Raw genomic sequence first — 13,076 nt, forward strand, 5'->3', positions numbered from 1 at the left:
TAGTTGGTTTAGAGCTTATAGTTCTAGGTTTACAAATTTAAAATTATCGGCGTTAAAAAGACCTTTGTCACTTAATTTTAAACTAGGAATGACTAATAATGCCATAAACGACAAGGTCATAAATGGCGCATTCAAATTTGATCCCAATTGTTTGGCCATGGCATCTAATTTACTATAGTCTTTGCTCACACGTTCACCACTCTTATCGCTCATAATTCCTGCCACAGGAAGTGGTAGTATATACGATTGTGATTCCGAAACGGCGCTTACGCCTCCCTTATGTTCTATAATTAAATTCACTGCTTTACAAATGGCTTCGTCAGATACTCCAATTGCTATGATGTTATGGGAGTCATGACCTACAGATGAGGCTATAGCACCTTCCTTAAGTCCAAAATTTTTGATAAAAGCAATTGATGGTTTTTGATCAGAATAACGATTAACAACCGTCATTTTTAAAATATCCATGTCAATATTCGAAACTAAATATCCATCTTTAATCAAAGAATCGGCAATTATTTCATTGGTAACCAATTGACCTTCTAAAGCTTCAATTACTCTAATCTGTTTGGCTTTTGATTTAAAACTAAAATCAGATTCATTCTTTTTTGAGGTGTTGAAATTGTTTAAAACATCTAAAGGAACAGAATTTATTTTAGAAGTTTTCCCATCATACACTAAATGGCCTTCAATATAAGTTTGGAGTGTTTTAAAATTAATTAAATCTTCAACTACTATGAAATCGGCTGGATCACCTATATTCAGAGTACCTACGTCTAATTTGTAATTCTTTACAGGATTTAAACATGCCGCCTGAAGTACTTTAAACACATTGACTCCCTTTGCTACCGCTCTAGCACAAAGCTTATTAATATGATGTAAAATCAAATCGTCTGGATGCTTATCGTCACTACAAAACATCATGTTTTCAAAATGCTCGGGCAGTAAATCGATTAGCGCTTCGAAGTTTTTAGCTGCACTACCTTCACGTATAATGACCTTCATCCCTTTTTGTAATTTCTCCAATCCTTCTTCATAGCTAAAACATTCATGATCGGTCGAAATCCCAGCATTTATGTACTTGGTTAAACTATCTCCTCTTAAACCAGGTGCATGGCCATCAATAGGTTTGTTATAGTGTTTGGCCCAGTCGATTTTTTTAAGCACCTCTTCGTCATCAAATAAAACCCCGGGATAATTCATCATTTCGGCTAAATATTTGATATCGGGATTTTCAAGAAGTGTTTTTATGCCTTGAGCATCAATAACTGCTCCAGCCGATTCAAAATTTGTAGCAGGCACACAAGAAGGTGCACCAAAATTAAATTTAAAAGGTGTTTTCTTACCATTTTCAACCATAAATTCAACGCCTTTTACACCTAAAACATTGGCAATTTCATGGGGATCAGAAACTGTAGCAACAGTACCATGAGTTACTGCCAATCGTGCAAATTCACTTGGAACTAACATAGAACTTTCAATATGAATATGAGCATCTATAAACCCAGGAAGAATGAAATGATTTACGTTGTGGTCTTTTTCTACAATTGATACAATCTTACCTTGGTCGAGAGTGATTTCTCCTTTGTAAATGTGCTTGTTGCGTATATCTACGATTTGCCCTTGTATTCTCATTTATTGTAATTGAATCTTTAAAATATGTTGGGTCGATTCTGTAACTTTAAAGCGATTATCAGCCCGTCTGCCAACAATCCAAATTATTTTAGTTCCCGAACATAGTAATTGGCTTTGTTCTTTCTCAATCAAAGAAAGTTTTTCGTCTTTAAAATATTTACCCACTTTCTTTTTTCCTTTCATACCTATAGGAAAAAAAACATCCCCTTCTTGCCAAGATCTTAAAGTAAGTGGAAATTCCAAAGTATCCTTATCAACATAGATTACTGATTTAGACACCTCTCCAATGGCTTCAACCTCTTCAAAAGTTAAGTGACCTAAAGAGCACTGAATTTGTTTATCATTATAATTAATATCTTGATTTAATGATATATCAGAGGTTAATTCACTCAACAATAAAAATTCACGATCTTTCAATAATCGATGTGTGGCTGAAAATACGTGTTTCCCTGATTGCGCGGTTATTAAATTATAAACATCGTTAATTTCAGGAAAGTCAAAGGACTTAATAAGTTGATATAAATAGGCTTTGGGATGTGACAGTTGAAGTAATTTTTTAATATTGAATTTGATGATTTCGCCTTCAATAGAAACTACTTTTTTTTGCACTTCGGCAAGTGTATCATCTACAATTTCAGAAATTTCTTGTAAATGCACTTGGGTTATTTCTACATTCTGAAGTATTTGTGGATTGATTTCTTTTAAAACAGGAATGACTTCATGACGCAGTTTATTTCGTAGATATTTTGTAGACGCATTGCTACTGTCTTCTTGCCATTTTAATTTGTTGGCAGTGGCATAAGTTTCTATATCTTCCCTTGAAAACTTCAATAAAGGTCGTACAATATTTCCGTTGATTTCGGGAATCCCTATTAAACCATCCAATCCTGTTCCTCGTGATAAATTTATAAGGAAGGTTTCTAAATTATCATCGGCATGATGAGCTGTTAATATATAATCGAACTGAAGTTGAGTCGCTAAATCTTCAAACCATTGATAACGCAATTCACGAGCAGCCATTTGTGTAGACAACTTATTATTTTTTGCATAATCTTCGGTATCAAAACTTTCAATAAATACTTCTAAATCTAAATCTTCAGCTAATTGTAAAACAAAATCTTCATCGGCATCACTTTCTTCATTTCTTAAATTAAAATTGCAGTGCGCTAAACTTATATTGAGTTTTAATTTATGACATAAATGCGTCAAAACCACGCTATCTAAACCACCAGAAATAGCGACAAGCAGTTTGCCCTTAGTTATAAAAGCTAAATTGTGATCTATATGATTTTGAAAAGACCTTAACATTCTACTAATTTAAAGTTTTCAACCAGCTTAAAATAGATTCCATGAATTCATTTTTACAAATATCGTTATGTAATTCATGAAAACCATCGTCAAACACTACCAAATGAGCGTAATTTGTTTCATTGCAAAACTCAATTGACGCCTTATGATCTGTAATACGATCGCCAGTGCCATGTAACAGGAGCGTGGGGGTTTGCAAGGTTTTTGCAGCTTTAATTGCCCACTTTCCAGCAGCAATAACTGGAAAAGTATACATTGGACTTACCTTATCATGCACTAGTGGGTCGCTTACATAACGTATGACTTCATCTTCATCTCTTGAAATTGCACTAACATCTAATTCACTTGGCATAGTTACAGATGGTGCAATTTTTAATAGTAATTTACCAAGAATCATTTTCCACTTTGGTGGATGAAATGCCAAACGTAAGAATGGACTCGATGCAATAACTGCTTTTAAATTGTGCGGCCTTTTTAAAGCATAATTAAGCACAAGATTACCCCCTAAGCTATGACCATATAGAATAACTGGAGTATTGGGGAATAAGTTTTCAGCTGCATTTATAGTTACATGAATAGCTTCTAATAATGCTTCATAACTAGGCACACACCCTTTTTTTCCATTTGATTTTCCATGCCCAAACAAATCGAAAGCGACAACGGCGTATCCTTGCGTAAGAAGCTCAGGAATGACAAATCGTTCATATCTGGATGAATGTTCTCCCATACCATGAACCAATACCACAACCCTATTAACTACCATGGACTGCCAGTACTGTCCAAACAACTTGGTATTATGCACATTTAATGTAAATTGTTGATTCATAAATTAGTTTTCAAGGACCTCTCGCATAGCTTTTGCCTTTATCAAACATTCTTCATATTCTTTTAAAGGGTCACTTTTTGCTGTGATAGCACTCCCTACTGAATATGAGACATAGTTCTTACTTTCATTATATAGAATACTTCGTATGACCACATTAAAGTCAAAATCACCTTCAGGTGTTATATAACCCACTGCACCCGAATACAATCCGCGTTTAGTTTCTTCAAGTTCTTCAATGATTTTCATTGCTGAAATCTTTGGAGCCCCAGTCATACTTCCCATTGGAAATGTAGATGCAATAATATCTACCGGATGTGTAAATGCTTCAACTGTTGAACTAACAGTGGAAATCATTTGATGCACTTGTTCAAAACTATAAACTTTACATAATTCTTCAATCACAACGCTTCCTTTTAGGGCAGTATGCGCTAAATCGTTACGCACCAAATCTACTATCATGATGTTTTCACTTCTTTCCTTTTGGTCATGTTCTAAATCAAATTTTAATTGAGCGTCCTGAATAGGGTCTAAAGAGCGTTTGGCAGTTCCTTTAATGGGTTGAGAGATTACTTTATGACCTGCTTTTTTTAGATAGCGTTCTGGTGAAGCCGACAATAAATACTTATCGTCACACTTCAAAAAAGTTGCAAACGGTGGTTTTGAAATTGCATTTAATTTTAAATAAGTTTCTAAAGGGTTAATGTGTGTATTATCTGCATAAAATTCTTGACAAAAATTAGCTTCATAGATATCCCCACGATGAATATGCGTTAACATCGCTGTCACCTTTTCAACATAAGCATCTTTATGAATTTGTAGTTTGATTTTAATTTGCTTGCTGTCATTTACATTGGTTTCTTTTGATACTGAATAATTCTCGATTTGTTTTAAATCGAGATTAATAGCATCATGATACTCCTTTAAATACTGAACTTCTACAGTTGTTCCTTTTATCAAAAACACTTTTTTAGGCTGAAAAAACCATAATTCAGGAAATTCTAATTCATCCTTATTTTGTGATTCTAGGTCTTCCAAATCATTTTTTAAATCGTAGGTTAAATAACCAAATATCCAGTCTTTAACTTTGGATTGATAGCTTCTTAATTCTTTAAACGCTTGATATGTTGTTGCCTGAAGATTTGAAAATGCTTCTACAGCAACTATAAGGTCATAAGTGTTTTGATGCTCACTATACGAATTAGAATCTAACCAAACCACCTCATTAAACTGTTGAGCCCAATGAAGCAATCGATTTTTAAATTCATCGATGTTGTTAATACTATGTGTATGGTGAGTTCGCAAGGCTGTATAAATCTCCTGCAAATTACAGCAAATAAGTACGTAATCGCAACATCCCATATGAAAATTAAAACTATTACCTTTGCAAACTAAATTAACCGCTGTGAACCAGACTACCTTTCAGGATTTAAATTTAAACACGCCACTTTACAATGCTATTGATGACTTGGGATTTACTCATCCTACACCTATTCAAGAACAAGCGTTTGGTGTTGTGGCTTCAGGGAAAGATGTTGTAGGTATTGCGCAAACGGGTACAGGTAAAACCTTTGCCTATATGTTGCCCATTCTTAGAAATTTAAAGTTTTCAACTCAAGAAAATCCGCGAGTTTTGGTATTGGTTCCAACTCGTGAACTGGTTGTACAAGTTGTAGAAGAAATTGAAAAACTTGCTAAATATATAAACGTTAGAGTCCTTGGCGTTTACGGAGGCACTAATATTAACACCCAAAAACAAGACGTCGCGCAAGGTCAAGATATCATCGTGGCTACACCAGGGCGCTTATACGATTTGGCTGTAAGCCATGTTTTGAAACTTAAGTCTATTCAAAAAGTAGTTATTGATGAAGTTGATGTAATGCTAGATTTAGGGTTTAGACATCAATTATTAAACATATTTGATATTCTTCCAGAACGTCGCCAAAATATTATGTTTTCGGCCACGATGACTGAAGATGTGGATGCTTTAATCAACGATTTCTTTATTGCTCCACAAAAAATAACTATTGCTGTTTCGGGAACTCCTTTGGAAAACATTGCACAGGAACGCTACGAAGTTCCTAATTTTTATACCAAAGTTAATTTACTCAATTATTTATTAAGTGATACAGATCATTTTAGTAAAGTGCTCATTTTTGTGGCCTACAAAAAAATGGCTGATCGTTTGTTTGACCAATTAGAAGAACTGTTTCACGGTGAATGCTGCGTAATTCATTCAAATAAAACCCAGAATTACAGATTACGAAGTATTGAGAATTTTGAAAGCGGTCAACACCGCATTTTAATTGCAACCGACGTAATGGCTCGTGGATTGGATATTGACAATGTAAGCCATGTCATCAATTTTGACACGCCAAACTATCCTGAAAACTATATGCACCGCATAGGTAGAACTGGACGTGCCGAAAAGAAAGGACAAGCCATTACTTTTTCTACTGCAAGTGAATTAGAGGCTTTTCAGACTATTGAAACCTACATGAATATCAATGTGATGTTGCAAGCTTTTCCTGAAGACGTTGCAATTTCAACTGAATTAATTGAAGAAGAACGACCACAAGTACTAGAACCAAACAATCCACATAAACGTAAAAAAGATGCTATCGGACCCGCTTTTCATGAGAAAAAAGACAAGAACAAGAAGGAAAATTTAGGAGGTTCCTACCGAAGAGAAATTGCGAAAAAATACAAAAAACCAAAAACCCGAGGCGACAAAAATTATAATAAACGAAACAAGAAAAAATAGTAAATTGCCTACTCCTTAATGATTCGTTTAACCATTTTTCCTTCAGTCGTTTCTAGATTTAAAACATATATTCCATTAGACAGCGACCCTATATCCAAAGTATTATTTCCAGCTACAAAGGTTCCTGTTTTTAGTTCCTGCCCAAACATATTTATTAAGGAAAAGGAAGCGTTTATTTTAAGATCTATTTCAAACTTGTCTTTTACTGGATTCGGAAACAGCGTCACAGAGTCTTTATTAAAATCATCTATGCCCAATGAACAATTAAGAGAAAAGCTTGCACTTCCATCTCTCTGCCAATTTGGACTTGATTTAGCAGCTGCTTTTGCTAAATCGTCTACTTGTATACATGTCAAACTTGGATTGTCATGTGCCCACATCCAAGCCAAACCGTCAATATTACCGTTACTCAAATTTAGAGAAGTTAAGCTATTGTCATTGCAATAAAATTCAATTAAATTAGGTAACATACTAATATCTGCAGTGGTGAAATTATTGATGCCAATATCCAAATATTGTAATTGAGTATATTCAGAATAGTTCAAGGAAGATAAATTCATGTTGTAGGCCCATAATTGCGTTAAGGTGGTCTTATTAGTAGGTAAAGTTAAACTAGAAAGATTTGTATTACTGCCTGGTTCAACATACTCCAAATTCGCATTATTAGACAAATCTAAACTTGAGAGGTTGTTGTTCCAAAGACCAAAATCTATTAAGCTCGTTAAATTTGTAACATCTAGTGTGCTTAAATTGTTATTCGAGCAATATAAGGTTTGTAAATTAGGAAACACTGAAGCATCTAATGAACCAATTGGATTATCACTACAATCTAGGTATAGCAAAGCATTGTAATTACTATTTGTGAATGTTAACGTATTTATACCGCTTGAATAACATCTAATTTCACTTAAGGCAGTATTTGCTGAAAGGTCTAAACTGGTCAACGAATTATCGTAACACACTAATATATCTAGATTCATGCACTGTGTGACATCTAAACTTGTTATACCTGCATTTTGACAATATAATGTAGTTAAATTAGGATTTGAAGTAAGATCTAAATTACCTATACTGTTTCCAAAATTATTACTACATGATAAATAGGTCAATAAGGGATAGGCACTAACATCTAAACCACTTAAATTGTTATTTCCCATACTTAAATATGTAAGAATATTGTTGTTGGGCAATGTTAAACTTGTGATATCACAGTTATAGCTACGAATTTCTGTCAATGCAGTATTATTAAATACATTTAAGGAAGAAAGAAAAACATTGCTATAACAATGTAACGTTTCTAAAGCTGTAAAAGCTTGTATACCCGTTAAATCTGTTATACCTTTTGAAGAAACATTTAGTGTAGTAACACCGCTAATATCTGCGGTTAAAACTTGACCATCTGTCGGTCCGCCTTCAGAATCTATTCCTAAATCGATTAACGCTTGTTAAAAATTGGAATCTGGTATTGCTGTATATTGTGCATAGGCAGCGAGGCATGACAAAGCAAAAACAATTACAAGTATTGGAGTTTTCATATTAAATAATATTTTTCTAATTAAATAACATGAACAGACAAAGTTTTTAAAAAGAAGTAGATTTAAGACAGCTAGCTCAATTTAAAATGAATGCTTACAAGTTTCAAGATAATGAAAATCAGTCTTTTAAGCAACCTAAACATCAGATTATTACTTAAAAAACATTCGTACTATAAAAAATTCATCTATATCAAATATCTTTGAGCATAAATTAATCTCATAAAACTAATTTCAATATGAATCTCAAAGTAGTCTTCACGCTTATTGTTACCTTATTCCTTTTATACCCATTAAATGCAGGATCCAGATGGGGTAAAACCGGTCATCGTACAGTAGGTGCCATTGCAGACCAATATCTTACCAATAACACAAAGCGAGAACTTAAAAAATTGCTTAATCACGAATCTTTAGCGCTTGTGTCAACTTATGCCGATGAAATAAAATCAGATCGACAATATTCAAAATTTTATACATGGCACTACATTAATATGCCATTAGATTCCGAATATGATACTACAAATCAGCACCCTGAAGGCGATTTGGTTTCAGGGATTGAATTTTGTAAAACGGTGATAAAAGACAAGAATGCTTCAAAAGAAGACAGAGCATTTTATTTACGTATGCTCATTCACCTCATTGGTGATCTGCACCAACCCATGCATATTGGTCTTGAAGAAGATCGCGGAGGAAACGATTTTAAGGTGCAATGGCAATTTAGAGATACCAACCTGCATTCGGTTTGGGACAGTAAAATGATTGATGATTACGGTATGAGCTATTCTGAACTTGCCCATAATGCCGACTATCTTTCAAAGGCGCAAATAAAGGCTATTCAAGAAGGTTCGGTGATAGATTGGGTAAACGAAACTCATGTGTTGACTAGAGAGGTTTATAACTCGGTAGAATCTGGAGAAAACTTAAGAAATGAGTATTCGTATCGCTACTTAAATATTGCACGAAAGCAAATTCAATTAGCAGGAATTCGATTAGCAAAAACTTTAAACGAGCTTTTTTAATAAAACCAACTTAATAATTCTCGCGAATTTTTATATTGAATCGTATTGTTGACATCATTAAATAGTGTTTCCAAAGCAAGATTACTATTCAAATTCAAACGCGTTAAATAGTTGTTTCTGCAGTCTAGATATTTAAGAGATGTAAAAGCTTCGATACCTTTTAAACTTTGGATTTGTTTATTATTAACATCTAAAAACGTAACAAGTTGGGCATCTGTTCGCAATAGTACACCATTTACGGTTTTATCACTATCTATACCCTTTTCAATCAGAGCGAGCTCAAAGTTTTTGTCAGGAATATCAATGGTTTGCGAATAACAGGTAACTCCTATTATAGTACAAACTAATAGTAAAATGGATTTCATAATGATTGGTTATTAGTTATAAGCCAATAAGTTAATCCATTTGATTAACATTTCATTAACAAAATCAATTTTTAACGATTCAAAATAAAAAAGTGGTCAACAGACCACTTTTATTTAAATCGTATAAATTTTCGTTTTATTACAAATTAATATTGATTAAATGTGTAACGCACGGTCTTCTGTCGCCGCTAAAGCTGCTTCTTTAATAGCTTCAGTAAATGTTGGATGTGCATGCGACATTCTTGAAATATCTTCAGCAGAAGCTCTATATTCCATAGCTACTACTGCTTCAGCAATCATATCTGCCGCTCGTGCACCAATCATGTGAACGCCTAATATTTCATCAGTTGATTTATCTGCAAGTATTTTCACAAAACCATCTAAATCCATGCTTGCACGGCTTCTGCCTAAAGCACGCATAGGGAATTGACCAACTTTAAAGTCGACTCCTGCATCTTTTAATTCTTCTTCTGTTTTACCTACGCTAGCCACTTCTGGCCATGTATAGACTACACCAGGGATTAAATTATAATCAATATGTGGTTTTTGTCCAGCCAAAGTTTCAGCTACAAAAACACCTTCTTCTTCAGCCTTATGTGCTAACATTGCACCTTTAACCACATCGCCAATAGCATATATGTTTTTGGCACTTGTTTGAAGATGATCATTAACTTCTATTTGACCTCTATCGGTTAATTTCACACCGGCAGCTTCAGCATTTAGTCCGTCGGTATAAGGACGTCGGCCTACCGAGACCAAGCAATAATCGCCTTTAAATTCTACTTCATTTCCTTTTTTGTCATCGGCCTTTACAATGACTTCATCTCCTTTGCGCTCAACAGATTTCACCTTATGAGACACATTGATATTGTATTTTGCTTTTTTAAATACTTTATTCAATTCTTTAGATAATCCGCCATCCATAGTTGGAATGATACGGTCCATATATTCTACAACCGTTACTTCAGAACCCAAACGACCATATACCTGACCTAACTCTAAACCAATAACACCACCACCAATAACAATTAAATGTTTTGGTATTTCTTTTAATTTTAAAGCTTCAGTGGAAGTAATAATGCGTTCTTTATCTAAAGTGATAAATGGTAAATTAGAAGGTTTTGAACCTGTTGCTATTATAGTGTTTTTAGCTTCAATTTCTTCTTCTTTTTCACCTTTAATTAAAATATGGGTTGCATCCTTAAACGAACCCAATCCATGATATACATCAATCTTATTTTTCTTCATTAAAAAATCGATTCCGCCCGTAGTTTGATTTACAACAGCTTGTTTGCGCTCGATCATTTTTGAAAGATTTACCTTAACATCACCTGGAATTTCGATCCCGTGTTCTTCAAAATGCTTCACAGCATCTTCATAATGGTGCGATGAATCTAAAAGTGCTTTACTTGGAATACAACCAACATTTAAACACGTACCCCCTAGGGTTGCATATTTTTCAATAATTGCTGTTTTCATGCCCAACTGTGCACAACGGATTGCAGCTACATATCCACCAGGTCCAGAGCCTATAACGGCTACATCGTATGAATTCATAAGAAAATGTTTATTCAGTTTTGTTAAAACGAGTACAAAAATACAAATTTTGATTCACTCAAACCTATAGGTCTTCTGCATATTTTTTAGTATTTTATAGGGTATTTAACAATTAAAACTATTCAATTATGGAAGATCATGTATACAAAAAAATCGAAATCGTTGGAACTTCTGAAAAATCAAGTGACGATGCAGTTAGAAATGCACTGGCAAGAGCTTCTAAATCGGTTCAAAATTTGCGTTGGTTTGAGGTTTTAGATTCAAGAGGGAGTATAAAAAATGGAAAAGTGGAACATTGGCAAGTCACTATTAAACTAGGATTTACGATGAACTAGTTAGTAGAGAGGGATTTTTGTTTCCTTTGCTCCCAATGACATTAAATATTCTTTGACTTCTAAAGCCTCGTCTCCACCTCTATCGGCATGATGCAATAATGTAAAACCATGCGGGCCTTTGGCATGCAAAATACTAGGCGAAAAATCCAACATGGGTTTTATAATATCCATTCGACCAAAAAGAGCAGCAGTAAAAATATTGGCTTGCGCTCCTTGCTCGATAAAATATTTGACCAAATCTTTGTTGCCTACATGACTGGCTGCACCCAATCCTGTTTCAAAATCACCATATTTCCAATCATGGGCTGCGTTTAACAAGGTAGGGTGTTCTGCCAATAATACCTTGACACGATCAGGATCACTATGCGATTTACCCACAAATTCTTGGACTAATGACTTATCCAATTGTGGGTCGTCTTCTATTCTAAATGAAAGTAATGCCGTTGCCGGAAATATTAGAGAGGCTACCCCTGCCGATTTAAGAAATTGACTGCGTTTCATAATGAATTAATTTTTAGAAAGTTAACCATTATATTTTATACTACTTGACAGTTTAACACGTATTTAAGTTAATCTTTAGTTTGGAAACCCCAGCATACTTCCCATCCCAACCGTAAACAACCAGCAGCCATAAATAGCATGTTCAATACTCACCAATAAAGTTGAACGTGTTTTGTTGAATGTCGCTGCAAACAGCAATCCGCCAATAAATGTTAGCACGACGACCAATGCATTTCTAAAAAACAAATGCCCTAATGAAAATAGAATTGCATTAATGAATATGAATAATTTATCATTAGACACCAATTTTTGGTAGCGTTGGAAAAAGAAGGTTCGGTAAATAAGTTCTTGTGGATATACCGAAAGTAAGCTGTAAATAAACAACAACACTAACCACATCAAGGGCTTATTCAAAAAAACGATGAACAAGTTGTCACTATCCATTAACCACATGTATAAAGTTGTCACAACCATTATTACTAAAAGCTTTAGTATGGTGTGTTTAAAAAACTGTTTCCAATCTAAATTCGTAGCGATTTTGAATTTATTATGCTCCACTTTTAACAACACATAAATTACATAGCCAAACCCTAGCAGTCCAATACATAATTTAATCCAAATTGGATAGTTTAAAGTAAAACTGACAGGAGTCACAATAAAAATGAGAAAAAATTCAATGCTTTTGTAAAACTTGGATGACATCATTTTAAAACGCTAATTGCTGTAGTGTGTTTAACTTCGTTAATCATAAAAGAACTATAAGTACTACCTATATGATTAATCGTGGTCAGTTTTTTTACCATAAACTCCCTAAACGCTTCCATATCCGAGACAATAACCTTGAGCAAGTAATCGTAGTCACCACTAATATGATAACATTCTAAAACTTCCTCCAATTTAGCAACTTCTTTCTCGAATTTAACTACATAATCTTGAGAATGCTGTATGAGCTTAATACTACAAAAAGCAACAAATGATTTTCCAATATGACTTTTATCTACTAAAGCCACATATTTAGAAATTAATCCCTCGCGTTCTAACTTTTTAATGCGCTCATAAACTGCGGTAACCGATAAATTTAATTTGTTAGATAATTCTTTATTGGTCTGCTTACAATCTTGTTGAAGCAACTGAAGCAAATTTCGGTCTAGGTTATCTAATGCCATAAAGTTTAAAATTTTCTTTTTGAGCTAGGTTAATTCAATTAAATTAATAAATATATCTATATAAATGATAT

General features: G+C 34.0%; 13 protein-coding genes. 3 read left to right on the forward strand and 10 right to left on the reverse strand.

The window, feature by feature from the left end; translation table 11 throughout:
- Positions 1 to 15: 15 nt before the first annotated feature.
- From ade to ACFO5O_RS07050, 4 genes are read right to left on the reverse strand one after another with little or no spacing between them, the layout of a single operon-like run.
- The gene (gene ade / locus ACFO5O_RS07035; RefSeq protein ID WP_387962279.1) at positions 16 to 1,635 is read right to left on the reverse strand and encodes an adenine deaminase; all 1,620 of its coding nucleotides are present in this window, start codon (positions 1,633 to 1,635) and stop codon (positions 16 to 18) included.
- Positions 1,636 to 2,943, reverse strand: a complete 1,308-nt coding sequence (gene tilS / locus ACFO5O_RS07040) for a tRNA lysidine(34) synthetase TilS (RefSeq protein WP_387962281.1) — start codon at positions 2,941 to 2,943, stop codon at positions 1,636 to 1,638.
- Between the two features lie 4 nt (positions 2,944 to 2,947).
- Entirely contained in the window at positions 2,948 to 3,769 is an 822-nt protein-coding gene (locus ACFO5O_RS07045) for an alpha/beta hydrolase (protein WP_387962283.1), read from the reverse strand.
- A 3-nt stretch (positions 3,770 to 3,772) separates the two neighbouring features.
- Positions 3,773 to 5,128 (reverse strand): anthranilate synthase component I family protein, encoded by a 1,356-nt coding sequence (locus tag ACFO5O_RS07050; protein WP_387962285.1) that lies wholly within the window; start codon positions 5,126 to 5,128, stop codon positions 3,773 to 3,775.
- Between the two features lie 43 nt (positions 5,129 to 5,171).
- On the opposite strand from ACFO5O_RS07050, the gene ACFO5O_RS07055 reads away from it, so the two are divergent.
- Entirely contained in the window at positions 5,172 to 6,530 is a 1,359-nt protein-coding gene (locus ACFO5O_RS07055; RefSeq protein WP_387962458.1) for a DEAD/DEAH box helicase, read from the forward strand.
- Between the two features lie 8 nt (positions 6,531 to 6,538).
- Here ACFO5O_RS07055 and ACFO5O_RS07060 read toward each other — a convergent pair whose 3' ends face one another.
- Entirely contained in the window at positions 6,539 to 7,687 is a 1,149-nt protein-coding gene (locus tag ACFO5O_RS07060; protein WP_387962287.1) for a leucine-rich repeat domain-containing protein, read from the reverse strand.
- 614 nt (positions 7,688 to 8,301) lie between these two features.
- Between ACFO5O_RS07060 and ACFO5O_RS07065 the strand changes: the two genes are divergently transcribed.
- Positions 8,302 to 9,081, forward strand: a complete 780-nt coding sequence (locus ACFO5O_RS07065) for a S1/P1 nuclease (protein ID WP_387962289.1) — start codon at positions 8,302 to 8,304, stop codon at positions 9,079 to 9,081.
- On the opposite strand, the gene ACFO5O_RS07070 is transcribed toward ACFO5O_RS07065, so the two are convergent.
- Complete coding sequence (locus tag ACFO5O_RS07070; RefSeq protein ID WP_387962291.1) at positions 9,078 to 9,446, reverse strand: hypothetical protein; 369 nt, start codon at positions 9,444 to 9,446, stop codon at positions 9,078 to 9,080. The genes ACFO5O_RS07065 and ACFO5O_RS07070 overlap by 4 nt on opposite strands.
- Before the next feature lie 156 nt (positions 9,447 to 9,602).
- Positions 9,603 to 11,003: a dihydrolipoyl dehydrogenase gene (gene lpdA / locus ACFO5O_RS07075; RefSeq protein ID WP_387962293.1), complete on the reverse strand. Its 1,401-nt coding sequence runs from the start codon at positions 11,001 to 11,003 to the stop codon at positions 9,603 to 9,605.
- A 128-nt stretch (positions 11,004 to 11,131) separates the two neighbouring features.
- On the opposite strand from lpdA, the gene ACFO5O_RS07080 reads away from it, so the two are divergent.
- Positions 11,132 to 11,338 carry a dodecin gene (locus ACFO5O_RS07080; protein WP_387962294.1) on the forward strand — a complete coding sequence of 69 codons (207 nt, stop codon included), beginning with the start codon at positions 11,132 to 11,134 and terminating at the stop codon, positions 11,336 to 11,338.
- Here the strand turns inward: ACFO5O_RS07080 and ACFO5O_RS07085 are convergent, their stop codons facing one another.
- The 3 genes from ACFO5O_RS07085 to ACFO5O_RS07095 form a co-directional block, all read right to left on the reverse strand.
- Complete coding sequence (locus tag ACFO5O_RS07085; protein ID WP_387962296.1) at positions 11,339 to 11,839, reverse strand: hypothetical protein; 501 nt, start codon at positions 11,837 to 11,839, stop codon at positions 11,339 to 11,341.
- 75 nt (positions 11,840 to 11,914) lie between these two features.
- A complete protein-coding gene (locus tag ACFO5O_RS07090) occupies positions 11,915 to 12,544 on the reverse strand; it encodes a CPBP family intramembrane glutamic endopeptidase (protein WP_387962298.1) in 630 nt (209 codons plus the stop codon).
- Entirely contained in the window at positions 12,541 to 13,005 is a 465-nt protein-coding gene (locus ACFO5O_RS07095; RefSeq protein WP_387962300.1) for an Lrp/AsnC family transcriptional regulator, read from the reverse strand. Before ACFO5O_RS07095 ends, ACFO5O_RS07090 begins: the two co-directional genes overlap by 4 nt.
- Positions 13,006 to 13,076: the final 71 nt, after the last annotated feature.

Origin of the sequence: Geojedonia litorea, from assembly GCF_042654525.1 — a bacterium.
GTDB classification, from domain to species: Bacteria; Bacteroidota; Bacteroidia; order Flavobacteriales; family Flavobacteriaceae; genus Geojedonia; species Geojedonia litorea.